25 protein-coding genes are annotated in these 24023 nt (G+C 68.5%); 8 read left to right on the top strand and 17 right to left on the bottom strand.

From position 1 onward, the window contains the following. The first annotated feature begins 38 nt into the window (after window positions 1-38). Window positions 39-1940, top strand: a complete 1902-nt coding sequence (locus tag ACP7A3_RS05435; protein WP_426255062.1) for a S9 family peptidase — start codon at window positions 39-41, stop codon at window positions 1938-1940. Between the two features lie 4 nt (window positions 1941-1944). Here ACP7A3_RS05435 and ACP7A3_RS05430 read toward each other — a convergent pair whose 3' ends face one another. The 12 genes from ACP7A3_RS05430 to ACP7A3_RS05375 all read right to left on the bottom strand — a co-directional run bounded on the left by ACP7A3_RS05430 (window position 1945) and on the right by ACP7A3_RS05375 (window position 13830). After that, window positions 1945-3018 (bottom strand): cell wall hydrolase, encoded by a 1074-nt coding sequence (locus ACP7A3_RS05430; protein WP_426255335.1) that lies wholly within the window; start codon window positions 3016-3018, stop codon window positions 1945-1947. Between the two features lie 195 nt (window positions 3019-3213). After that, window positions 3214-6045 carry a M16 family metallopeptidase gene (locus ACP7A3_RS05425; RefSeq protein WP_426255063.1) on the bottom strand — a complete coding sequence of 944 codons (2832 nt, stop codon included), beginning with the start codon at window positions 6043-6045 and terminating at the stop codon, window positions 3214-3216. Window positions 6046-6232: 187 nt separating this feature from the next. Next, entirely contained in the window at window positions 6233-6421 is a 189-nt protein-coding gene (locus ACP7A3_RS05420; RefSeq protein WP_017979936.1) for a hypothetical protein, read from the bottom strand. 2 nt (window positions 6422-6423) lie between these two features. Continuing rightward, window positions 6424-7560, bottom strand: a complete 1137-nt coding sequence (gene tgt / locus ACP7A3_RS05415) for a tRNA guanosine(34) transglycosylase Tgt (protein ID WP_426255064.1) — start codon at window positions 7558-7560, stop codon at window positions 6424-6426. Window positions 7561-7603: 43 nt separating this feature from the next. After that, on the bottom strand, window positions 7604-8053 hold the full coding sequence (locus tag ACP7A3_RS05410; RefSeq protein WP_426255065.1) for an EF-hand domain-containing protein: 450 nt from the start codon (window positions 8051-8053) through the stop codon (window positions 7604-7606). Window positions 8054-8093: 40 nt separating this feature from the next. After that, a complete protein-coding gene (gene queA / locus ACP7A3_RS05405; RefSeq protein ID WP_426255066.1) occupies window positions 8094-9128 on the bottom strand; it encodes a tRNA preQ1(34) S-adenosylmethionine ribosyltransferase-isomerase QueA in 1035 nt (344 codons plus the stop codon). Continuing rightward, on the bottom strand, window positions 9125-9862 hold the full coding sequence (locus ACP7A3_RS05400) for a peptidylprolyl isomerase (RefSeq protein ID WP_426255067.1): 738 nt from the start codon (window positions 9860-9862) through the stop codon (window positions 9125-9127). The genes queA and ACP7A3_RS05400 overlap by 4 nt, the downstream gene beginning before the upstream one ends. A gap of 227 nt (window positions 9863-10089) precedes the next feature. Next, entirely contained in the window at window positions 10090-10596 is a 507-nt protein-coding gene (gene coaD, locus ACP7A3_RS05395; protein WP_017979931.1) for a pantetheine-phosphate adenylyltransferase, read from the bottom strand. 45 nt (window positions 10597-10641) lie between these two features. Further along, complete coding sequence (locus ACP7A3_RS05390) at window positions 10642-11544, bottom strand: polyprenyl synthetase family protein (RefSeq protein WP_426255068.1); 903 nt, start codon at window positions 11542-11544, stop codon at window positions 10642-10644. Between the two features lie 4 nt (window positions 11545-11548). Next, window positions 11549-11788 (bottom strand): exodeoxyribonuclease VII small subunit, encoded by a 240-nt coding sequence (locus ACP7A3_RS05385; RefSeq protein ID WP_017979929.1) that lies wholly within the window; start codon window positions 11786-11788, stop codon window positions 11549-11551. 67 nt (window positions 11789-11855) lie between these two features. Next, window positions 11856-12971: a DNA polymerase III subunit beta gene (gene dnaN, locus ACP7A3_RS05380; protein ID WP_017979928.1), complete on the bottom strand. Its 1116-nt coding sequence runs from the start codon at window positions 12969-12971 to the stop codon at window positions 11856-11858. Between the two features lie 253 nt (window positions 12972-13224). Then, a complete protein-coding gene (locus tag ACP7A3_RS05375) occupies window positions 13225-13830 on the bottom strand; it encodes an outer membrane protein (RefSeq protein ID WP_063686258.1) in 606 nt (201 codons plus the stop codon). 136 nt (window positions 13831-13966) lie between these two features. Here ACP7A3_RS05375 and ACP7A3_RS05370 point away from each other — a divergent pair, with 136 nt between their 5' ends. The 5 genes from ACP7A3_RS05370 (at window position 13967) to ACP7A3_RS05350 (ending at window position 17707) form a co-directional block, all read left to right on the top strand. Then, a complete protein-coding gene (locus tag ACP7A3_RS05370; protein ID WP_426255069.1) occupies window positions 13967-14614 on the top strand; it encodes a histidine phosphatase family protein in 648 nt (215 codons plus the stop codon). Next, window positions 14611-15087 (top strand): hypothetical protein, encoded by a 477-nt coding sequence (locus tag ACP7A3_RS05365; protein ID WP_426255070.1) that lies wholly within the window; start codon window positions 14611-14613, stop codon window positions 15085-15087. The genes ACP7A3_RS05370 and ACP7A3_RS05365 overlap by 4 nt, the downstream gene beginning before the upstream one ends. A 23-nt stretch (window positions 15088-15110) precedes the next feature. Beyond that, on the top strand, window positions 15111-16349 hold the full coding sequence (gene rlmN, locus ACP7A3_RS05360; protein ID WP_241890134.1) for a 23S rRNA (adenine(2503)-C(2))-methyltransferase RlmN: 1239 nt from the start codon (window positions 15111-15113) through the stop codon (window positions 16347-16349). 66 nt (window positions 16350-16415) lie between these two features. Continuing rightward, entirely contained in the window at window positions 16416-16865 is a 450-nt protein-coding gene (locus ACP7A3_RS05355; protein ID WP_426255071.1) for a DUF4126 domain-containing protein, read from the top strand. Between the two features lie 68 nt (window positions 16866-16933). Continuing rightward, complete coding sequence (locus ACP7A3_RS05350; RefSeq protein ID WP_426255072.1) at window positions 16934-17707, top strand: hypothetical protein; 774 nt, start codon at window positions 16934-16936, stop codon at window positions 17705-17707. Here ACP7A3_RS05350 and ACP7A3_RS05345 read toward each other — a convergent pair whose 3' ends face one another. Then, complete coding sequence (locus tag ACP7A3_RS05345) at window positions 17708-18598, bottom strand: prephenate dehydratase (RefSeq protein WP_043061204.1); 891 nt, start codon at window positions 18596-18598, stop codon at window positions 17708-17710. A 114-nt stretch (window positions 18599-18712) separates the two neighbouring features. On the opposite strand from ACP7A3_RS05345, the gene ACP7A3_RS05340 reads away from it, so the two are divergent. Next, entirely contained in the window at window positions 18713-19417 is a 705-nt protein-coding gene (locus tag ACP7A3_RS05340) for a c-type cytochrome (protein ID WP_017979920.1), read from the top strand. Between the two features lie 229 nt (window positions 19418-19646). Here the strand turns inward: ACP7A3_RS05340 and ACP7A3_RS05335 are convergent, their stop codons facing one another. From ACP7A3_RS05335 to ACP7A3_RS05320, 4 genes are all read right to left on the bottom strand, one after another. Beyond that, window positions 19647-20522: a TIGR00730 family Rossman fold protein gene (locus tag ACP7A3_RS05335; RefSeq protein ID WP_017979919.1), complete on the bottom strand. Its 876-nt coding sequence runs from the start codon at window positions 20520-20522 to the stop codon at window positions 19647-19649. A gap of 39 nt (window positions 20523-20561) precedes the next feature. Further along, window positions 20562-21188, bottom strand: a complete 627-nt coding sequence (locus ACP7A3_RS05330) for an extensin family protein (protein WP_426255336.1) — start codon at window positions 21186-21188, stop codon at window positions 20562-20564. 98 nt (window positions 21189-21286) lie between these two features. Continuing rightward, window positions 21287-21910, bottom strand: coding sequence for a DUF4328 domain-containing protein (locus ACP7A3_RS05325; protein WP_426255073.1), 624 nt, complete (start codon window positions 21908-21910; stop codon window positions 21287-21289). Window positions 21911-21996: 86 nt separating this feature from the next. Continuing rightward, window positions 21997-22644: a DUF4328 domain-containing protein gene (locus ACP7A3_RS05320; RefSeq protein ID WP_426255074.1), complete on the bottom strand. Its 648-nt coding sequence runs from the start codon at window positions 22642-22644 to the stop codon at window positions 21997-21999. 168 nt (window positions 22645-22812) lie between these two features. On the opposite strand from ACP7A3_RS05320, the gene ACP7A3_RS05315 reads away from it, so the two are divergent. Continuing rightward, entirely contained in the window at window positions 22813-23967 is a 1155-nt protein-coding gene (locus tag ACP7A3_RS05315; protein WP_426255075.1) for a phosphoserine transaminase, read from the top strand. Window positions 23968-24023: the final 56 nt, after the last annotated feature.

The following is a 24023-nucleotide window of genomic DNA, read 5'->3' as shown; positions in this document are numbered from 1 at the left end:
AAGCATGGCGGGGATATCCTGCCTTGCCCGGAGTTCCGATGCGTCAGACCCTGTTCGCCGCCCTGCTCGCCACCGCCGTCGCCGCGCCCGCCGTCGCGCAGGGGCTTCACCAATATTACGGCCTCGCCATCGCCCCCGACGGCAGCCGTACCGCGACGATCGAAAGCAGCGGTAGCCACAACGTCATCACGCTGCGCAATGCGACCGACGGGCGCGTGCTGCGAACGATCGATCCCTGCGCGACCTGCGGCTATTCGGACCTGAGCTTCGCGCCCAATGGCGACCTCGTCTTCCTTGCGCGCGATCCGGCCAGCAAGGGCGTGATGCTCGACTATGCGAGCGGCACCGCGACGCGGACGATCGCGACCATCCCCGGTATCGCGCAAACGCCGCGCGTCTCGCCCGACGGCAAGCGCATCGCGCTGCTGGTGACGCTGGGCGCCGAGAAGGAAGCGGGCGCGACGCAGCCGGGCGTGCGCATGATCGGCGAGATCGGCGGGAAGAACGACGAACAGCGGCTCGCCGTGTTCGATGTCGCCAGCCCGTCGTCGACCGTGACGCCGCTGTCGCCGGCCGGCCGCTATGTCTACGAATATGACTGGACGCCGGACGGGCGCGGCTTCGTCGCGACGACGGCGCTGGGCAATGGCGACAACAATTGGTGGGTGGCGACGCTCGACGCGATCGACGCGCAGAGCGGCGCGGTGCGCTCGATCGCCAAGCCCGCGACGCAGATCAAGCATCCGCGCGTCTCGCCCGACGGCCGAACGGTGGCCTATATCGGCGGCCTGATGAGCGATTACGGCTCGATCGGCGGCGACGTCTTCACCGTACCGCTCGCGGGCGGTACGCCGACCAACATCACCGCGGGCGCCAAGTCGACGGTGACGACGCTGGACTGGACCGCGGGCGGTCTGCGTACGGTGACGCTGGCGGGCGACGCGACGCAATTCGGCACGCTCGTGCCCGGCAAGCCCGTCGCCCCCGGTTTCACCAAGCCTGCCACGGCCAGCGCCGGCGACGGCCGCGCCGCCTTCTCTGCTGACGGGCGCTCGGTTGCCGCGGTGGTGCAGGATTACGAACATGCGCCGGCGATCTACGCCGGGCCGATCGCCGCGGTGCGGCAGGTCACGCACGACAATGACGCCGCGCCCGCACTGACCCGAGCGAAGAGCGTCAGCTGGAAGAACGAGGGCTATGACGTGCAGGGCTGGCTGCTCGCGCCGTTGAATGCGCCCACCGGCAAGGCGCCGATGATCACGATGGTCCACGGCGGCCCGTCGTCGGCGTCGGTGCCCGGCTATGTCACGCCCAATTCGATGAACGGCGCGCTGCTGAAGGCGGGTTATTACGTCTTCCTGCCCAATGCCCGTGGCAGCTTCGGCCAGGGCGAGGCGTTCACCGCCGCCAACAAGCGCGACTTCGGCGGCGGCGATCTGCGCGATATCCTCGCCGGGATCGACGCGGTCGAGCGCGTTGCGCCGATCGACGACAACCGGCTGGGGCTGGGCGGGTGCAGCTATGGCGGCTTCATGACGATGTGGGCGAACACCCAGACGAACCGGTTCAAGGGCATCGTCGCGGGCGCCGGCATTTCCAACTGGATCAGCTATTACGGCACCAACGGCATCGACCAGTGGATGCTGCCGTTCTTCGGCAAGTCGATGTACGACGACATGAAGGCCTATGAGGACGTGTCGGCGGTGTACCGCCTGAAGAGCGCGCAGACGCCGACGTTCATCTATGTCGGCGAGCGCGATATCGAGGTGCCGCCGACCCAGTCGGTCGAATGGTGGCACGCGCTGAAGGCCAAGGGCGTGCCGGTCAGCCTGGTGATCTATCCCGATGCCGGCCATTGCGTGACCGCGCCGGCACAGGCCGCCGACGTACGCGCACGGGCGATCGCGTGGTTCGACACATACGTGAAGAACGCCAAGTAAGGCGTCAGAGCAGGGGCTTGCCCGAATCCTTGAACCGGTCGAGCACCTGGGGTGCGGCGGGCAGGTTGTCGGTCGGGCGCGCCTTATCCGGTGTGGCGGCGGGCGGAGCGATAGGGCTGCCGCTCGCCGCATAGCCGGGCTGAACCTGCTCGGGCCGCGTCATCGGCGGCACCGGCGCGACACTGGCGATCAACGCCGGCGACGTCGCGACGGGCGGCGCGATCAGGGGCATGTGCGGGCCGGGGACCGGCTCGCCGCCACGATAGGGCGCGCTGAACGCGGCGCTGGTGCCCCAATAGCCCTTCCACCGATGGAACAGATGCGCGCCGACCACGTCGGTCATCACCAAGCTGCGGTTCCAGGCGGGCGTCACGGCATAGGTGTGGTAATGCGTCGCCAGCCCGACCGATGCGTAGACATAGCCGGCGAGCGCCATGCCGGCATGGCGTGCCGCCCTGATCCAGGCCGCCCGCGACGGCACCCGGGCCATGGCGCCGTCGCAGGCGAAGCTGAACTGGCAGCCTGACCGCTCGGACCCCTGATAGACGACGCCGCACACCGTATGCGGGAAGGCGGGATGGCGCACGCGGTTCAGGATCACCTGCGCCACGGCGAGCTGGCCGGCGTCGGGTTCGGACGCCGCCTCGTAATAGATGGCGGCGGTGAGGCATTCGAGCGCGCGGGCGCGATCGACGCTGGAGGCGGCTTTCGTGGAAAAGGGCGCCGCGGCGACCACGCCGGCATCGGCGCGCATCGCCGCGGCTGCGAGCGACGGCGAGACCGGCGTGGCGGGCAGCGCAATCGTACCGGTCACGCCCGGTGCGGGGGCGGCGCCGTCGCTCGCCGTCGACGCTGCGGGAAGGGCGACATCGGTGTAGAGCAGGGCCGCGCCGGGGAAATGATCCTCCGCCTCATAGCCGGCGGGGGCGGGCATTGGCGGCGGATCGCCTGCCCCATGCGCCGCGATCGCCCGCCATGCGCCCTGCGCCGCCAGCAACGCGAGGATGCCGAGCCCGATGGCCACGAGCGCGATCCACGCCCGCGTTAACCTCCGGATCGTCTGCCTGCGGACCTGCATACCGCCGCCATAGCGTAAGGCACGTGCGGCGTCCGCCATGGATTTCCGGGCGTGCCGGAGTGGTACGACGGGGCGGTACGGTAGGACTTTTGGGGATGGGCTGTGCCCTCGATGCGTCACCCCGGAACATGGCCGGGGTGACGCGCCGGGCGGGGCAGACGTCGGCTGCCCCCGCTGCCCCCGCTGCCCATGCGGTTACTTGAGCGTCGGACTGTCCAGCTTCAGTTCGCTCTCGGTCAGCGTTTCCGTGGTTGGACGCGCGGCCTTCAGCGGCGTGAGGAACTGCTTGGCGTCGCCCACCACGGCGACGCTCGCCGCCTTGGGATCGAGCAGCGCCGCTGATGCCGCCTGCACCGCCGCCGGCGTCACCGCCTCCACCTTTGCGGTGTAGCGCTGCAATTCGGTCAGCGGCACGCCGTCGAGCACATATTCGCCGATGATCCCGGCGATCCCGTCGGTCGTCTCGACGCCTCGACCGAAATTACCGACCAGCACCGCCTTGCGCGTCGACAGCTCCGCCTCGGGCACCGGCGTCGCGCCCATCCGCGCCATTTCGGCGGTCATCAGCGAGACGACCTCTGCCGCGGTCTGGTTCTTGGTCTGCGTTCGCGCCGCGATGCTGCCCGTTTTCCGCGCCGCATCGACGCTGCTGCCCGCGCCATAGGCGAGGCCGCGCCTGATCCGCACCTCCTGGTTCAGCCGCGACGAGAAGCCGCCGCCCAGCACCGTGTTGGCGACCGCAAAGGGATAATAACGCGGATCGGACCGCGGGATGGCGACGCGTTCGACGACGACGCCCGCCTGGCCCGCGCCCGGCATGTCGACGACGACGGTACGCGGCGCCGGCAGCGTGCCGACCGCCGGGAGTGGCGTCGGCGCGCCGGCCGGAGCCCGCCAGCCGCCGAACTGCGCCTTGGCCAGCGCCTCTGCCTGCGCCGGCGTCACGTCGCCGACCAGGATCAGCGTCGCCTGATCGGGTCGCCACGTGCGCGCATAGGCGGCGGTGACGTCGGCGCGGGTGATCGCCTTCAGCGAGGCCGGCGTGCCCGATCCGGGCGCACCATAAGGCGAGGCGCCGAAGGTCGCGCGATCGGCGACCAGTGCGGCGAGCTGCGCCGGATTCTTCATCGCGACCTTCACCGCGTCGACCTGCTGCGTCCGTGCGCGCTCCAGTTCCTCGGGCGCGAAGACGGGATGCTGCGCCACGTCGGCGAGGATGTTGAGGGCCGGGGCGAGCTGATCGGACTTTACCGTCACTTCGACGCTGCCGCCCTCGCTTGCCGCATTGGCACCGATCGAGCCGCCCAGGCTTTCGACCTGACGCGCGATCTCGGTCGCCGAGCGGGTCGTCGTGCCCTTGGTCATCAGATTGGCGGCGAGGCTGCTGACGCCCGAACGGTCCGCCGGATCGAGCGCCTGGCCGCCCGTGCCGACCAGATAGGCGGTGGCGATCGGCAGGTCGTGGCGCTCGACCGTGACGACGCGCAGGCCGTTGGCGAGCTGCGTCTCGACCGGCTGCGGCAAATTGGCGGTAACCGGCGCGCCGGGGGCGGGCGGCAGGATGCGCTGGCCCTCGGGCGCGGGCGTGACGATCGCGATGTCGGCAGGCGGGGTCAGTGCTTCGGTCCGCACGGTCGGGGCGACCGCGATCCTGTCACCGGTCTGGCCGGCAGGCTTGGCGCTATCGGGTAGATAACGGATCGTCGCGGACTGGGCATCCCCCAGATACTGACGCGCGACGCGCTGGACGTCGGCGGCGGTGACTTGCTGGATCGCGGCGAGCTGGCGATCGGCGGCGCGGGGGTCGCCATCGATGATCACCGACGAAGCGAGCAGGCGTGCCTTGCCCTCCGCGGTTTCGCGGCTCTTGATCGCGGCGGTGACGATCTCGTTCTTCGCCTCGGCGAGTTCGGCGGCGCTGACCGGTGCGTCACGGAAGCGTGCGATCTCGCGCTTCAGCGCGACCTCGCCCTGGTCCGCGGTCTTGCCGTCGGCCAGGATCGCATACGCGACGAGGTTACCCGTCCCCTGCTTGCTGTCGAGGAAGGACGAGGCATCCTGCGCCAGCTGGTCGCGATAGACGAGGCTTTCGTACATCCGGCTGCTCTCGCCCGTCGACAGGATCGTGTTGAGCACGGTCAGCGCGGGAATGTCGGCGCTCCGGTCGGCGGGGACGTGCCAGGTCATGACGACCGCAGGCAGAGGCGTATTGGGTTCGTAGACGGTGTAGCTCACCGGCTTGGCGCGCATCGGTTCCTGCACGGTGACGCGCGGGATCGCCGTCGTCGGCCGCACGATCTTGCTGAAATAGCGGTCGACCCAGGCGTCGAGCTGCTTGGGATCGAAATTGCCGGCGACGACCAGGATCGCATTGTCGGGGCGGTAATAGGTGGCGTGGAAGGCGCGGACGTCGTCGATCGAGGCCGCTTCCAGATTCTCGATACTGCCGATCGTCGAGCGCGCATAGGGGTGCGTCGTGTAGGATGCGGCCGACAGATAGGTGGAGAACAGCTTGCCATAGGGGCGGGCGAGTGTGGACTGGCGCAGCTCTTCCTTCACCACGTCGCGCTCGGATGCGAAGCTCTTGGGTTCGACCACCAGGCTCGCCATGCGATCGGCTTCGGCGAACAGCAGCCGCTGCAGATGGTTGGCGGGGACGACCTCGTAATAATTGGTGTAATCGTCGTTGGTCGAGGCGTTGTTATAGCCGCCGACGTCCTCGGTCAGGCGGTCCATCTGTTCGGAGACGAGATTGCGCGTCGCCTTGAACATCAGATGTTCGAACATGTGCGCGAAGCCTGAACGGCCCTTGGGATCGTCCTTCGACCCCACGTCATACCATACCTGCACCGCGACATTGGGCGTCGACGTATCGCGCAGCGCATAGACGCGCAGGCCGTTCGCCAGCGTGCGTTCGGTATAGGCGATCGGCTTGACGGCGGTCGCCGCGGGCGCGGCGGTTTGCGCGGTGGCGGCGAGGGGGAGCAGCGCGGCCCCGAGCAGAAGGGCGGCACGAACGAGGCGCATGGGATGCTCCGGTTAGGACGGGATGATGCCGTCGGTTGAACCGGAGCTTGGGGATCGTGTCAATCGCCCCTCAGGCTGCGTCGTCATTCCCGCGAAGGCGGGAATCCAGAACCGCTACCGTCTCGGCCTCATCGCGGGACCTGCGCGTCTGGATCCCCGCCTGCGCGGGGATGACGATGGCTTGAGGTCAGTCCTTCTTCTTCCCCGAATTGGCGAACAGCACCGCCGCGGCGACCGCGGCTGATCCGATACCGACGCCGATGATGCGCATCGGCCAATGGCTCTTGCGGCCCTGCACCTTGGCCTGCGCGGCGGCATCCTGCTGCGCCTTGGCGGCAGCGGCGGCTTCGAGGATCTCGTTGGGCTGATCCGACATACTCACTCTCCCTTGCCCCGTTGATACGCTGCGCGAAAACCATTCGCGAACGAGGTCAGTTCACCAGCCGCAATGGCGGCTCTCAGGTCCGCCATCAAGGCTTCGTAGAACCAGATGTTATGTTCGGTCATCAACATCGCACCCAGAATTTCGCCCGCGCGGACGAGGTGGTGGATATAGGCGCGACTCCAGGTCGCACAGACCGGACAGCCGCACGTCGGGTCGAGCGGTGCCTGATCCTCGCCGAACTTCGCATTGCGCAGGTTGATCGGGCCGTTGCGGGTGAATGCCTGGCCGGTCCGCCCCGAGCGCGTCGGCATCACGCAGTCGAACATGTCGATGCCGCGCTCCACCGCGCCGACGATATCATCGGGCTTTCCGACGCCCATCAGGTAGCGCGGCTTGTCCTGCGGCAATTGCCCGGGTGCGAAGTCGAGACAGCCGAACATCGCCTCCTGCCCCTCACCGACCGCGAGGCCGCCGACCGCATAGCCATCGAAGCCGATGTCGATCAGCGCGTCGGCGCTCGCCTTGCGAAGGCCCTCGTCGAGCGCGCCCTGCTGGATGCCGAAGATCGCATTGTTCTCGGCATGCTCGCCACCGCTGTTGAACGCATCGCGGCTGCGCTTCGCCCAGCGCATCGAGCGTTCCATCGCCGCGGCCTGCACCTCGCGCGTCGAGGTGGTCGGAACCAGTTCGTCGAACGCCATCACGATATTGGAGCCCAAAAGCCGCTGGATCTCGATCGATCGCTCCGGGCTGAGCAGGTGGCGCGTGCCGTCGAGGTGGCTCTTGAACGACACGCCCTCTTCGGATCGCTTGGTCAGGTCGGCGAGGCTCATCACCTGATAGCCGCCTGAATCGGTCAGGATCGGCTTGTCCCAGCCCATGAAACCGTGGAGGCCGCCCAGCCGCGCGACCCGTTCCGCGCCGGGGCGCAGCATCAAATGATAGGTGTTGCCCAGGATGATGTCGGCGCCCGCATTGGCGACATCGGCGGGCTTCATCGCCTTCACGGTGGCGGCGGTGCCGACCGGCATGAAGGCAGGCGTGCGGATGACGCCACGCTGCATCTGGATCGTGCCGGTGCGGGCGCGGCCGTCGGTGGCGGCGATGGTGAAGGCGAAACGGGAAGACATGTCGTGCGCTTTGGCGAAAGCGGTCAGCGGTGTCGAGCCGCCGCTACCGCTTGCGCTTGTCGCCGCGCGGATCGGGGGCGCGGGTCGCCATGCTGCGGATCGTCAAACATTCTTTCCGCGTGACGACGCCATCCCTGTCGACGTCGAGCCGGGCGAACACCCGCGCCATCGCCGCCTGCAATTCGGCGAGCGTGATGCGATTGTCGCCGTCGCTATCCACTTCGAACGGGCTGGGCAGCGCATTGGGATCGCCCAGCCAGCGCGTCGACCAGTCGGCGAAGTCGATATAGCCGAGCGAGCCGGTGTGAGCGGTGTCGATCGCGGCAAAGCTGCGCGCTACGCCGGCGGCAAGCTCGGCGCGGGTGGTGCGGCCGTCGCCGTCGCTGTCGAACGCGGCGATCGCCATCGCGACCGGCTCGACCACCAGCGTTGCGGGTGGCTGGGCCGGGGCGGCAACAGGCGTCGCCGCCTGGAGAAGAAGCGTCAGCAGCATCGGCGGCGATCATGCCAGCGGGCCGTCCCGCGCGCCATCGCTATGTGCGCGCCGGCAGCAGCAGCGAGGCGTCGCCGTAGGAATAGAAACGGTATCCCTCGGCAATGGCGTGGGCGTAGGCCGCCTGCATCCGCTCGCGCCCCATCAACGCCGAGACGAGCATGAACAGCGTCGATTTGGGCAAATGGAAGTTGGTGAGCAGGCCGTCGATGCCGCGGAAGGTGTAGCCGGGGGTGATGAAAATCGCGGTGTCGCCTTCGAACGGGCGGATCACCTGGTCTTCGCCGCTCGCGCTTTCGATCAGGCGGAGCGAGGTGGTGCCGACCGCGATCACCCGGCCACCGCTGGCGCGGACGGCGTTCAGGCGGTCGGCGGTGGCGGCGCCGATGCGGCCCCATTCGGCGTGCATCTGGTGGTCGTCGGTGTCGTCTGCCTTGACGGGCAGGAAGGTGCCGGCGCCGACGTGCAGCGTCAGCGTCTCGTGGCCGATGCCGGCGGCGTCCAGCGCGGCGATCAGATCGGGCGTGAAGTGCAGCGCCGCCGTGGGCGCGGCGACGGCGCCCGGTTCAGCCGCGAACATCGTCTGGTAATCGTCGGCATCGCGCGCATCGGTCGGGCGCTTGGCGGCGATATAGGGCGGCAGCGGCATGCGGCCGGCGCGTTCGAGCAGCAGTTCGACCGGCTCGTCCCCCGCGAAGTCGAGCGCGAGGCTGCCATCCTCGCCGCGATCGGTGGCGATGGCGGTGACGCCCGACCCGAAATCGATGCTGTCGCCCTCGCGCAGGCGGCGCGCGTTGCGGACGAAAGCGCGCCAGCGGCGCGGTCCTTCGCGCTTGTGCAGCGTCGCGCCGATCTTCGCCTCGCCGCGTCGCCCCTCGAGTTGCGCGGGGATCACGCGCGTGTCGTTGAACACCAGGCAGTCGCCGGCACGCAATTCAGCCGGCAGGTCGCGAACGATGCGGTCGCGCGTCGCATCGCCGTCGAGCACCAGCAGCCGTGCCGAATCGCGCGGCGATGCCGGCCGCAGCGCGATCCGCTCGGCCGGCAGCTCGAAATCGAAAAGCTCGACCTTCACTTGCGGGCAGGCGCCTTCTTGGCGGGTGCCGTCTTGCGGGCCGGGGCACTCGCCTTCTTCGGCGCCGCGGTGCCAGCCGATTCGCCGCCGGGCAATGTCACCGGCGCGCCGAGCGTCACCGGGGCCGGAGCAGGCGCGGGGGTGTAGGCCGGAGGATTGTCGGCGGCGATGTACGCGTGGACGATCTTGGTCGGATCCGCGGGCGGCTCGCCACGCTGAATCGCGTCAACGTACTGCATGCCATCGATCACCCGGCCGAAGACGGTATACTTCTTGTCGAGGCTGAGCTTCGGCTGGAAGACGATGAAGAACTGGCTGTTCGCACTGTTCGGATCGTCCGCACGCGCCGCCGACACCGCGCCGCGGACGTGGGGCAGATAGTTGAACTCCGACGGTACGTTGGGCAGCGTCGATCCGCCGGTGCCGTCGCCCTTGGGATCGCCGCCCTGCGCCATGAAACCGTCGATCACGCGGTGGAAGGCAAGGCCGTCATAGAAATGCTGGCGGGTCAGCGTCTTGATCCGCTCGACCATCTTGGGCGCCACGTCGGGACGCAGCCAGATGGTAACGCGGCCACCGTCCGACAGGTCGAGCAGCCAGAGGTTTTCCTTATCGGTGGTCAGCGGCGGCGTCGCGCGCTGGGTGACGTCGTCGGTGCCGGGTACGCTCTGCGCAAAGGCAGGCGCGGCGAACAGGCACAACAGAAACGCAAACAGACGGGCGAACGGGCGCATGAGATTCCCAACCTAGGTGATGCGGTGCGGCTTAGAGCAAATCGCAGGTTGCACCAAACTGAACATCGTGGCGGCAATGGGGCGGGCGGGTGCCTCACTCTTTCGTCACCCCGGACTGGTTCCGGGGTCCACTCTGCGGCGAGGGGGTGGTTTGAGCCTCTTGCCATTCCCCCGCGGTCCGGTGGACCCCGGAACGAGTCCGGGGTGACGGGGAGGGGAAGGGGGCGTCAGCTGCCCCGCCGGCCCAACTTCTCCACGCGTGCCACCACTTCCTCGCACACGGTCGGCGTGACGAAGCGCTGGATCGGGCCGCCGAACATCGCGATTTCCTTGACCAGACGGCTGGCGATCGGCTGCAGTGCGACATCGGCCATCAGGAAGACGGTTTCGACGCGCGGATTGATCTGCTGGTTCATGCCCGCCATCTGATATTCATACTCGAAATCGGCGACGGCACGCAGGCCGCGGACGATGACCTTGGCGCCCTCGCGCTCGGCGAAGTCCATCAGCAGCGAATCGAAGGCGACGACGTCGATCGATCCGGCGATCCCCTCCACCTCGCGGCGGACGATTGCCATGCGTTCGTCGAGGCTGAACATGGGAGACTTGGAGGGGTTGGTGGTCACGCCGATCACCAGCCGGTCGACCAGCTTGGCGCCACGGCGGATGATGTCCATGTGACCCAAAGTGATGGGGTCGAAGGTGCCCGGATAGACGCCGATCCGCTCGCTCATGTCCGCCCCCTGTGTTCGATCATTATCGTGTTGGATGAATGTCGGTCAGCGATCCCGCTCGACGACGTAGCGTGCAATCGCGCGGAGCACATCGGCCTCCGGCCCGAAACCATGCAGGTGCGCGATCGCCTGGTCGACCAGCATCCGGCATTGGTCGCGCGCGCGGTCGACGCCGAGCAGCGACAGGAACGTCTCCTTGCCGGCCGCGCCGTCCTTGCGCAGCGCCTTGCCGACCACCGCCTCGTCGCCCTCGGCGTCGAGCAGGTCGTCGGCGATCTGGAAGGCGAGGCCCAGGTCGTGCGCATAGCCGCGCAAGCTGCGGCGCCCCTCTGGCGGAACGCGGCCCAGAATTGCGCCCATTTCCACCGACACGCCGATCAGCGCACCGGTCTTCATCTGTTGCAGCCGGGTGACGGTGGCGAGGTCGAACGTCATGCGTTCGGCGACCAGGTCCATCATCTGCCCGCCCGCCATGCCCGAGGGGCCGGAGGCGCGTGCTAGTTCCATCACCAGTTCGGCGCGAACGAAGGGGTCGGCGTGCGTCGCGGGGTCGGCGAGCACTTCGAAGGCGAGGGCGTGCAGGCAATCGCCCGCCAGGATCGCGGTCGCCTCGTCGAACGCCTTGTGGACCGTCGGCTTGCCGCGGCGCATGTCGTCGTCGTCCATCGCGGGCAGATCGTCGTGGATCAGCGAATAGACGTGGATCGCCTCGACGGCCATCGCGACCTCGCCCGCGCAGTCGCGGTCGACGCCGAACAGGTCGGCCGTCGCGCACAGCAGCAGCGGGCGCAGTCGCTTGCCGCCACCGATCGCGGCATGGCGCATCGCCTTGTAGAGGTCGGCGCGCGGATCCTCGGGTACAGTGAGCAGCCGGTCGAAGCGTGCGTCGATATCCGCGGCGACGGCGGCGAGCGCATGATCGAGCGAGGGCGCGGTCGCGCTGGTCATCGGATCAGCCGGCTGCAAAGGGGCGGGTGCCGGCGGCCTTGCCCTCGGCATCGAGGCGGATCGCCTCGATCCGGGCCTGGGCTGCGTCGAGCCGATCGGCGCAGCGCTGGCGCAGCCGATCGCCGCGTTCATACAGCTGGATCGATTCGTCGAGCGTCGCTTCACCGCTTTCGAGGCGGCTGACGATGCGTTCCAGTTCCTTCAAAGCGTCTTCGAACGACAGGGTTTCGATCGGCGTATCCATGCGCGTCGCTATGGGGCAGCGGCGGGACGCACGCAAGGATGCGCGCAGACCCCGCCGCTTAGCCGAATCAGACGCGCATTGGCATGAGCACGTAGAGCGCGGGCGCCTTGTCGTTTTCGCGGATCAGCGTCGGGGCTGCGGCGTCGTTGAGATGCACTTCCACCACGTCGCCATCGATCTGGCCGAGGATGTCGAGCAGATAGCGGCTGTTGAAGCCGATTTCGAACGGCATCGCGGCATAATCGCCCGGCACCTCTTCGGCGGCGGTGCCGTTTTCGGGGCTGGTGACCGACAAAGTGATCTTGTCGCGATCCAGCGCCATCTTCACCGCGCGCGTCTTTTCGGTCGCGATGGTCGACACGCGGTCGACGCCCTCCATGAAGCTCTTGGGATCGAGCTTCAGGATCTTGTCGTTCGCGGTCGGGATGACGCGGCTGTAATCGGGGAACGTGCCGTCGATCAGCTTGCTGGTCAGGATGGCATTGCCCAGGTCGAAGCGGATCTTGGTGCCCGACAGCGAGACGCCGACCGAGCCGTCGATCTCGTCGAGCAGCTTGCGCAATTCACCGACGCACTTCCGCGGCACGATCACGTCCGGCATGCCCGCGGCGCCCTCGGGGCGGGGCAGGGTGACGCGGGCGAGGCGGTGGCCGTCGGTGGCGGCGGCCTTCAGCGTCGGCTCCGATGCTTCGTCCTGGACGTGCAGGAAGATGCCGTTGAGGTAATAGCGCGTCTCTTCGGTCGAGATGGCGAAGCGCGTCTTGTCGATGATCTGCTTCAGCGTGTCCGCCGGAATTTCGAACTGCGTCGGCAGCTCGCCCTCGGCGATCACCGGGAAGTCGTCGCGCGGCAGCGTGCCGAGGCTGAAACGCGCGCGGCCGGCGACGATCGTCATGCGGCCTTCGGCGGCGGTCAGCTGCACCTGCGCGCCTTCGGGCAGTTTGCGGGCGATGTCGAACAGGGTGTGGGCCGACACGGTGGTCGAACCCGGCTGGTCGACCGCGGCCTGCACCGATTCGTTGATCTGCAAATCGAGGTCCGTCGCCATCAGCCGCAGCTGGCCCTCGGCCGTCGCCTCGAGCAGCACGTTCGACAGGATCGGGATGGTGTTGCGCCGCTCCACGACGGACTGGACATGGCTCAGTCCCTTGAGGAGCGTTGCACGTTCGATCGTCGCCTTCATGGATATCCCCCGTCCCCCGAGTCCGGGGCGTGTTCCTCATCAGTCCTACCCACGAAAAAGGGGTCGGAGCAAGCACTCCGACCCCTCGGGCGATTCCGGTTAACAGCCGGTTAGCGGATTGGCCGCGAATCCGGCGCCGTCCTGCCCCTTGCCCGTCACCCCGGCCTAAGAGCCGGGGTCCCGCTTTACCGCCACGCCGCAGGAAGAAGCGGGCCCCCGGGTCGAGCCCGGGGTGACGGGGGAGGGCTGGCCGTCAGAAGCGCATGCCGACGCCGGCAACAAGCTGGTGGCGATCGACGTCGATATTGTAGCGGCCGACCGAATTGTCGGCCTTGCCGTAGTTCGAGTAGCGATATTCGCCCTTGATATAGGTGTTCGCGCCAATCTGATGCTCCAGGCCCGCACCGAGGCGGAAGCCGTCGAGATCGGTGTGATCGCGCGTCTCGGTCGTCCCCTGCGTGTAGCGGGTGTCCACGCGGGCGTTGGTATAGCCGCCCTTGGCATACGCGAGCGTGGTCGGGTTGAGCGGCACGCCGACGCGCGCGCCGAGATAGACGTCACGGCCCATGCCGACGCGGAAGCGATCGCCCTGGTTGATCAGGTTGTCGGTGCGCGTGTCGGTGGTCGATCCGGTCAGCTCGCCCTCGGCGCCGACGACGAGGTTGTTGAGCTGCACGTCATAGCCGACTGCGCCGCCGTAGACGAAGCCATCGCTGGTATCGTGGCCGTCCTTCAGCGCGTCATAGCCGGCGACGCCTTCGATGCGCAGGCCGGTGAAGGGGGCGCCGGCGGTGGTCTGCGCGAAGGCGGGGGCGGCGAGGGCGGTGGTGGCCACCGCGGCGAGAATCAGGTTACGCATAAGCTACTCCGTATGACGGGCGCCCCGAACGCTGGGGCGCGATGGGTCAATGGCCCAGACGGAACGGCGTTGCATGAACCTCAGCTAAACACGGAAAACCGTTGCTTTTGCGCCACAGCGATCCGAGACAGCCGGGATGACGTCCACCTCTCTGCCGGTCCGCAAGGGCCGCGACTTTATCGCGCGACATGGCGAAACGGTGTTCAATGCCGCCCGGCGGTTGCAGGGCGATGCCCCGCATACGCCGCTGACCCGCGCGGGCTTTGCGCAGGCCGACGAGATGGGGCGGGCGTTGCGCGATACGCTGGGGGCGGCGCCGGCGCTGACCATGTGGGCCTCGCCGACGGGCCGCGCGTTGCAGACGCTGGCGGTGATCGCCGAACATCTGGAACTCGACTGGCATGGCGCGCATCATGACGCGCGGCTGGTGGAGATCGGCATGGGGCGCTGGGGCGGGCGCTATTATGCCGATGTCGTGGGCGAGGTGGGGCCGGTGATCACGCCCGAGGGCCTGTTGCGCCCGGCGCCGGATGGCGAGGATTATCCGTCAATCGCCGCGCGGGTGTCCGCATGGCTCGCGGCGACCGCGGACGATCCCGGCGACCGGCTGATCATCATGCACGGCATCTCCAGCCGGGTGCTGCGCGGCGTGATGACCGGCCTGCCCGATCACCCCGAATGGCGCGCGCCGATCGCCGACGGCCTGCCGCAAGGATCGCTGGTGATGATCGAAGGCGGCGTCGAAACGCTCGTACACCGCGGTACGGGCCACGCCCCCGCGTGAGGCTGGGGGCGGTCCTGCTGCTGGCGATGGCGGTCGCGGGGCCCGCGGCGGCACGCGAGACGCTGGGCGTCTACAAGGGCTGGGGCGCGTTCCGTGATGCGGCGCCGCACCGCTGCTATGCCATCGCCCGGCCGGTGACGGCGGGTGGACGCAGCGCGGGCTGGGCGAGCGTCGCGACCTGGCCGGACCGCGGCCTCAGCGCCTCGCTCCACATCCGCCTGTCGCGGGAGCGCGACCGCTCCGCCCCCGTCACGCTGACCATCGGCGAGCGCCGGTTCGAACTCGCCGCGGGCGGGCTCGACGCCTGGGCGACCGATGCACCCAGCGACCGCGCGATCGTGGCCGCCTTGCGCTCGGGCCGCAGCATGAGCGTCGAGGCAGTGGGCGGCGGAGGGCGCCCCTTCGCCGACGTCTATCTGCTCGCCGGTGCCGCCACCGCGATCGATGCGGCGACCCTGGGGTGCGTCGGATAGCCCATCCCGGCGGCGGGATGGAAATGGACGCGGTTTTCCGCTATATGCCCGCGATGCTCGACAGCGTTGCGCCTCCCATGCCCATTCCGGGCCATATCGATCCTGTGCCCGTCCCGCGCGCGAAGACGCTGCGCGAGGATGGCCGGATCGACCTCATCGGCCTCGGCAAGGACGAACTGCGCCAGACGCTGCTCGACGCCGGCATGGAGCCGCGGCAGGCGAAGCTGCGCGCCAAGCAGATCTGGCACTGGTTGTACAATCGCGGCGCGACCGAGTTTTCGGCGATGACCGATATCGCCAAGGCGCAGCACCCCTGGCTGGAGCAGCGTTTCGTCATCGGCCGGCCGGAGGTGGTCGAGGCACAGGTATCGACCGACGGCACGCGCAAGTGGCTGCTGCGATCGCCCGACGGGCAGGATTACGAGGCGGTATTCATCCCCGATGCCGATCGCGGGACGTTGTGCGTGTCCAGCCAGGTCGGCTGCACGCTCAACTGTCGCTTCTGCCACACCGGCACGATGCGCCTCGTCCGCAACCTGACTGCGGGCGAGATCGTCGGGCAGGTGATGCTGGCGCGCGACGCGCTGGGCGAATGGCCGAGCCAGCCCGAGGGGCGGATGCTCACCAACATCGTGATGATGGGCATGGGCGAGCCGCTGTATAACTTCGACAGCGTCCGCGATGCGCTGAAGCTGGTGATGGACGGCGACGGCCTGGCGCTGTCGAAGCGCCGCATCACGCTCAGCACCAGCGGTGTCGTGCCGATGATGGCGCGCGCGGGCGAAGAGATCGGCGTCAACCTTGCCGTGTCGCTGCATGCCGTGACCAAGGAAGTGCGCGACGAGATCGTGCCGCTGAACAAGAAATACGGCATCGAAGAGCTGTTGCAGGCGTGCGCCGACTACCCCGGCGCCAACAATGCGCGCCGCATCACGTTCGAATATGTGATGCTGAAGGACAAGAACGATTCGGACGCGGAAGCGCACGAGCTCGTCCGCCTGCTGCGCAAGTACAAGCTGCCCGCCAAGGTCAATCTGATCCCGTTCAATCCCTGGCCGGGCGCGCCGTACGATACGTCGACGCCGGAGCGGGTGCGCCGGTTCAGCGACATCATCTTCGAAGCGGGCATCTCGGCGCCGGTGCGTACCCCGCGCGGCCGGGACATCGACGCCGCCTGCGGTCAGCTGAAGACCGCCGCGGAGAAGAAGAGCCGCGCGCAAATGGATCGCGAAGCCGAGGAAAAGATGGCGGCGCTCGGCTGAGCCCCGGGCAACCCGTTGGCGCAGCGCGGGTTATGACCCGGGCAACGCCATTATGGGATGTCCTTCATGCTACGATCCTTCCTGATCGGCCTCGTCGCGGGCCAGCGCGGCATGACGCCGCTGGCGGTGGTCGCGGGTGCGGCACGGCGGGGGACACTGTCGGCCGGCGCGCCGGGCGCTCGCCTGTTGGTGCATCCGGTCGCCGCCGGCGGCGCGGTTGCGATGGCGGCGGCGGAGATGGCGGGGGACAAGATGGCGACCGCCCCCGATCGCACCATCCCGCCGGGCCTGATCGCCCGCGTGATGAGCGCTGGATTCGCTGGCGCAGCGCTTGCGGAGCGGCGGCGCATGACGGGTGCGCTCGTCGCCGCCACGACCGCGGTGGCCGCGGCCTATGCGGGTCTCGCGCTGCGGCGCTATGGCATGCGGCGCTGGGGACAGACCGTGACCGGCTTCGTCGAGGATGCCGCCGTGCTGGCCGGCGGGATCGCCATCGCGCGTCTGCCGGCGCGTTAAACCCTTTTCGTTTGCCGAGCGGCCGGCCCATTGCGGCCGTCATCGCCGCGCGCTAGGCGCGGCCTTCGATGCGGTCCTATCAGCCATCGTCGGACCGTCGTCGAGCGCTGTCGCTGGCGCTGACCATTGCCGCGCACCTGCTGCTCGTCTGGCTGCTGATCCATCTGGCGCCCGTGTTCGACGTGCAGAAGGAGCTGGGCCGCTCGCTCACCGTCAACATGCTGCCGATAGGGGATAATCAGTCGACCGCGACGAAGAGCGCCAAGGCGCCCGCGCGCGCTGCCCAGGCGAGCCGCCGCACCGCGCCCGAACCGCCCGCCGCACCCCGGACGCCCGCCGACGACACGCCGGTGCCGCCCCCGGTCGAGACGCCGTTCCCCGGCTATCTGGTGCTCAGCCGCAACGATTTCCGCGCGTCCGATGTGGGCAAGATGCCCTCGACCCGATCGGGCGGCAGCGCGGGCAAACAGCTGGCCGCGGCGGACGGACAGGGTGACGGCGACGCGGGCGAGCCGAGCGCGTCGGCGGGCATCGGCCCCGGCGGTCAGCGGCTCTACGCCGCCGAATGGTATGTGCGGCCCAGCGCATCGCAGACCGGCCCGTACATGCCGCGCGAGCTGCCGGCGGGATCGTGGGGCGAGATCGCGTGCAAGACCGCGCCCAATTACCGTGTCGAGGACTGCGTTCAGCTCGGCGATTCGCGCCCCGGCCTGGGGCTGGCCCGCGCGCTGCGCGAGGCGGCGTGGCAGTTCAAGGTCCGCCCGCCGCGGATCAACGGCAAGCCGCAGATCGGCGCGTGGGTGCGCATCCACTATGACATCGTCGACCGCGATCCGGGCTGATCAGCCCCGCGCCCGCGCCCGGCGATAGGTGCCGAGCACGCGCACCCATTTGGAATGGAAACCCAGTTCCTCCAGCGCGCGGTCGACCGCGGGGTCGCCCGGCTTGCCTTCGATATCGCAGAAGAATTCAGTCGCCACAAACTGGCCGCCGCGCTGATAGCTTTCCAGCTTGGTCATGTTGACGCCGTTGGTCGCGAAGCCGCCCATCGCCTTGTAGAGCGCGGCGGGGATATTCTTCACCTCGAAGATCAGCGTCGTCATCCACGGGCCCTCGCCGACCGGCGGCTTGCCGCCCCGCGCCAGCACGACGAAGCGCGTCGTATTGTGTTCGGCATCGGCGATGTCGACGCCCAGCAGGTTGAGGCCATAGATCGCCGCCGCGCCCGGCGGGGCGAGCGCCGCAATCGCCGGATCGCCCAGCTCGGCCACATAGGCCGCGGCACCGGCGGTATCGGGATAGGCGGCCTGGGCGATGCCGTGCGCCTTCAGCCAGTGACGGCATTGGCCCAGCGCTTGCGGGTGGCTCATCGCCTCGCGCACCTGGTCGCGCGTGCCGGGTCCCATCAGGGCGTGGCGGATCGACAGGAAATGTTCGCCGGTGATGACCAGCCCCGATTCCGGCAGCAGGAAATGCATGTCGGCGACACGGCCGTGCAGCGAGTTTTCGATCGGGATCACCGCACAATCGGCCCGCCCGTCGCGTACCGCGTCGATCGCATCTTCGAAGCTGAAACAGGGCAGCGGCAGGCCGCCGGGAAAGGTTTCGGTGACGGCGACATGGCTGTTCGCGCCCGGCGCGCCCTGAAAGGCGACGGCGCGTTCCGGCTCGGCGGCGGCGGCGGCGGTCATCGCGGCGACGATCGGGCGGGCGGGGGCGGCGTAGGTCTCCATGGGGCCGCGGGCCTAGTGGCGTGGGGGCTGACCGGCAAGCGATGCTTGCGGACGGCCCGCGGCTTTCCTATGGGTTCGCTGCGCAAAGTATAAAACAGGGGCAGCGTTAGGCAGATGGATAACCGCACCAATACGATCGCCGGGTGGACGCTGGCAGCCTGCGGGCTCGCGCTCGGTCTGTCGATCGTCGGCGGCATGGCCTTCCACAGCGAGCGCCCCGAAAAGATGGGCTATGCGATCGAGGGCGTCGAGGAAGCCGGTGGCGGCGGCGAGGCCGCGGCGGTGCCGATCGCGACGTTGCTGCCGACCGCCGACGTCGCCAAGGGCGCCGAAGTGTTCAAGAAATGCGCCGCCTGCCACACCGTCAACCAGGGCGGGGCGAACGGCATCGGCCCGAACCTGTACGCGACGCTCGGCGAACCGATCGGCCAAGGCAAGGGCGGCTTTGCCTTCTCCGACGCGCTGAAGGGCGTCGGCGGCAATTGGGACTTCGACAAGATGAACGCGTGGCTGACATCCCCACGCAAGTTCGCGCCGGGCACGAAGATGACCTTCGCTGGCCTCGGCAATGCGCAGGATCGTGCCAACGTCATCGCCTATCTGAACAGCCAGGGTTCGAACCTGCCGCTGCCGGCGGCACCGGCCGCAGGCGCTGCGCCGGCGAAGGAAGGCGCGGAAAAGCCTGCGACCAACGCCGCAAAGGATTCGATCACCAACACCGACGCCGCGAACAACCTCGGCAACACCGGCACGCCCGCGTCGGGCGCACCGTCGGTCGATCCCAATGCCGCCAAGGAAGGCGCGAAGGCGGGGAAGTAGAATAATTGTCCCTCCGGGGAGGGACGTGCCGCAGCGGGCGGCAGTTGACCATCACCGGTCACCCCGGCCTTGAGCCGGGGTCCCGCTTCGCCTCCGGTAGCAACGCAGGCTTACGTGACGTCAAAAGCGGGACCCCGGGTCAAGCCCGGGGTGACGGTGTGTTGCGAAAGGTCGAGGAAGGCGCATACTCCGTCAGAGGGCGATGCCGTGAGGACGGGCGAGCCCGCGCTCAGCCCTCCTGCTTCGCCTGTTCCTCGTAAAAGGCGCGCACCACGTCCCACGCTTCTTCGGCGGTCTCGACATAGGTGAAGATCCCGAGGTCGCGCTGGCTGACGACGCCTTCGTCGACCAGCGCCTGGAAGTTCACCACCTTTTCCCAGAATTCGCGGCCGAACAGCAGCACGGGGATCGGCTTGATCTTGCCGGTCTGGATCAGCGTCAGCAGTTCGAACAGTTCGTCGAACGTGCCGAACCCACCGGGGAAGGCGGCCAGCGCGCGGGCGCGGAGCAGGAAGTGCATCTTGCGCAGCGCGAAATAGTGGAACTGGAAGCTCAGCGAGGGCGTGACATAGGGATTGGGCGCCTGTTCGTGCGGCAGGACGATGTTGAGGCCGATCGATTCGGCGCCGACATCGGTCGCGCCGCGGTTGGCCGCTTCCATGATCGACGGGCCGCCCCCGGAGCAGACGACGAACTGGCGCATCCCCTTCTGGTCGCGCGGCACGCGGCTGGCGATCTGGGCGAGTTCGCGTGCGACCTCGTAATAGCGGCTCTTGTCGACCAGCCGCTGCGCGATGGCGCGGCTCGTGTCGTCGGTGGCGAGCTCCAGCATCGCCTGCGCCTTGGCAGGCTCCGGAATGCGCGCCGAGCCGTACATGACGAAGGTGGAGGCGATCTTCGCCTCTTCCAGCAGCAGCTCGGGCTTCAGCAGTTCGAGCTGGAAGCGGACGGGGCGCAGATCCTCGCGCAGCAGGAAGTCCATGTCCTGAAAGGCGAGCTTGTAGGCGGGGTGCTCGGTCTGCGGCGTCGAGATCGCCTGTTGGGCGGAGGCGGCATCCTGGCTGGCGCGGGGGAAGACCCGCTCGGGTACGCGTGTATCGGTCATCCGAGGGAAGTAGAGCAAAGCTTCGGCCCGCTCAACGGCCTATCGGCACAGGCCGGCATGATCGTCTTCCAGGTGCAGATGGTTGCGGTGCGCGGCGTTATAGGCCGGCGACAGGACAGTGCCGAACCGCCGGCAGGCCGATGCGTGGATCGTCGTCAGGAAGCGTTGCACCGCAGGGTCGGGCGAGGTCCAGTCATTGAGGATCGAGACGCGCCGCCCGTCCTTCAGCGTGACGCCGCCGATGTCGATCGCGTTGGCGATCGCGTGGCCGGAGCGGCGGTTGCCGTGCACCGTGCCGACGACGTTGCGGCAGGCATAGCTGCCCATGCTCTGCACGCTCGCGAGTTCGCTGCCCAGGATCTGATAGGCCGCCGGGGCCACCGCATTGCGCACCCAGGCCGAAAAGGCGCGTGCCTCGCCGCAGCGGACCGCGCCCAGGCCGGGGACGGGCACGCCGATCTCGACCAGCTGCACCGCGCCCGACAGGCCGCAGCCGTTGCCGTAATCCTTGTCCGGCAGCACGCGATAGGCGACGTTCATGGCGCGCAGGTCGGCGAGGCATTGCGCGGTCTCGCGAATCGACGGGGTCGCGATCGACGCGTGGGGGGGGCGCGCCGGGGCGGGCGCGGGCCGCTCGCGGCTGCCGCACCCGGCCAGCGCGAGCAAGGCCGCCGCCGTCCAAACCCTGTTCACCGCAATACGCACATGCCCCCCAGTCCCAGCCCGGGGACGTTCGGCGATCGGCACGCTCGGCGATAGGGGGGTTACGACAACCGGTGCCGCTGGAGCGACGACAGCTCGGTCATCAGCTTTACCAACAGGATCGCGAGCGGGACGTCGATGGCGAGGCCGAGCACATACAGCCAATTGGCCTCGATCGCGGTGGCGACGTCCTTCGCCGCCATCGTCGCGCGGAAGGTCACCTGGCCGAACACGTTGGTCGCGAGCCACAGGCCCCACCAGACGCGCATCCAATAGGGCGTGGTCACCGACTGCGGATCGTCGGTTGACACGGTCGCCGCCCAGCTCTCGCGCACGCCGACGAACGGCTTCCACAGCGTCGCGATCGGCACGAAGAACCAGCCGACGTTCCAGCCGGGCGAGACCGTCATGGTCTCGCTCCACTGATGTGCGTTGCGGTTGACCAGGAAAATCCAGCGCAGGACGGCGACACCGCTGAGGAGAAACATCAGCATGAACAGGCCGCCGATCACCGCCGCGATATCGTCGGACAGTTCGATGGCGGCATGATCGCGCATTGCGCCGCCGAACCCGCCGAGGACGTGGATCTGCCACAGGCTGGCCAGCGCGATGGCGATATCGCTGGCCAGCCAGAGCCAGACGAGGATGATGGCACGGCGCGCGGGGCGTGTAGGGTCTGTCGTCATGACGGCTCCTATCGGCAATGTGTCCGATTCGAACATTCCCCAATCGAGGGTGCCCTGTCGAGGGGCTTTCCTGCCGATGGCCGGGATCAGCGCGCGGTCGTGCCCTGTTGCGTCAGCAGCGCGGCCTGTCGCGCCGAAACCTGCGTGACGATCCGCACCAGCAGGATGACGAGCGGTACGTCGATCGCGAGCAGCACCACGTCCGCCCAGCGTGCGGCCGCGAGGTGCGACGCACGGTGCGCCTCATCCATCAGCAGTCCGCCGATCGGTCCGAACAGATTGGCGAGCAGCCACAACCCCCACCACCAGCGCAGCAGCGCGGGCACCGGCACCGTGTCGGGCGCGACCGGATCGACGCTCGTCCGCCAGATTTCGACGATGCCGCGAAACGGGCGCCACAGGTTGAGCACGGGAAGGAAGAATCGCCCGACCGCCCAGCCCGGCGACACCGTGATCCGGTCACTCAACGCGTGCGCACGGACGGCGGCGCGATACACCCAGCGCAGGACCATCACGATCGTGACGAGATGGACCAGGATCGCGACGCAGCCGATCGCCTCGCCGACCGGTGCCGCTTGGGCAAGACGGTCGGGTGAGGGCGTGCCGCCGAAGGCCGCCACGCTGTTCAGGGCGAAGACGGCATAGGCCGCGACCGCGGCCTGACAGGCCAGCCATATCCATAGCCACGCCACGGTCGCCTTCGCGCCTGTCTTCGGCGCTGCCGCAATGTCCATGGCCTCATCCCCCTTCGCCCTGTCAGGTTAGTATCGTGCAGCCCGCGCAAATGGTCGATCCGAACTTTTGCGCGCCTTTTGAGTTGCCAGCGTCGGCACGTGCCACTAGGGGCGTCGGCGGGCCACGCCGTCCCAACGCGGCGCGCGCTCTCTGTGAGGAGAGATACATTGACGGATACCGCCACCGCACCCGACGTTACGGGTGCGACCAAGCCGACCACCAAGCCGGCACGCCCCTTCTTCAGCTCCGGTCCCTGTGCCAAGCCTCCCGGCTGGGATGCGTCGAAGCTCGCCACCGATTCGCTCGGCCGCTCGCATCGCTCCAAGATCGGCAAGCAGCGCTTGCAATATTGCATCGACCTGATGCGCGAGCTGCTGAACCTGCCCGACACGCACCGCATCGGCATCGTGCCGGGCAGCGACACGGGCGCGTTCGAGATGGCGATGTGGACGATGCTGGGCGCGCGGCCCGTGACCGCGCTCGCCTGGGAAAGCTTCGGCGAAGGTTGGGTGACGGATGCCGTCAAGCAGCTCAAGATCGACCCCACCGTCATCCGCGCCGATTATGGCCAGCTGCCCGACCTCGGCCAGATCGACTGGACGAACGACGTGCTGTTCACCTGGAACGGCACCACCAGCGGCGTGCGGGTGCCGAACGCGGACTTTATCCCGGACACCCGCGAGGGCCTGTCCTTCGCCGACGCGACCAGCGGCGTATTCGCTTATGATATCGACTGGTCGAAGATCGATGTCGCGACGTTCAGCTGGCAGAAGGTGCTGGGCGGCGAGGGCGGTCATGGCGTCCTGATCCTCGGGCCCCGCGCGGTCGAGCGGCTGGAAAGCTATACGCCCGCCTGGCCTTTGCCCAAGGTGTTCCGCCTGGTGTCCAAGGGCAAGCTGACCGAGGGTATCTTCAAGGGCGAGACGATCAACACGCCGTCGATGCTGGCGGTGGAGGATTGCATCGCGAGCCTCGAATGGGCGAAGTCGCTGGGCGAGGGCGGGCTGATCGCGCGATCGGACGCCAATGCGGCGGCGCTCGACCGGATCGTCGAGACGCGCAACTGGCTCGGCCATCTGGCTGCGGACCCCGCATCGCGGTCGAAGACCAGCGTGTGCTTGACCGTGGAGGGCGCCGATGAGGCGTTCATCAAGGCGATGGCCGGCGCGCTGGAAAAGGAAGGCGCCGCCTTCGACGTCGCCGGATATCGCGATGCCCCGGCGGGCCTGCGCATCTGGTGCGGCGCGACGGTCGACACCGCGGATATCGAGGCGCTCGGTCCGTGGCTCGACTGGGCCTACGCGACCGCGAAGGCGGCTTAACCCCCATCGTCACCCCGGGCTTGACCCGGGGTCCCGCTTCTTCCCGCCGCCCGCTG

This window comes from Sphingomonas sp. DC5200-1, from assembly GCF_049897245.1.
GTDB lineage: Bacteria > Pseudomonadota > Alphaproteobacteria > Sphingomonadales > Sphingomonadaceae > Sphingomonas > Sphingomonas aquatilis.
Note: the sequence above shows the minus strand (reverse complement) of the source record. Positions and strands in the feature narration are given on the sequence as shown.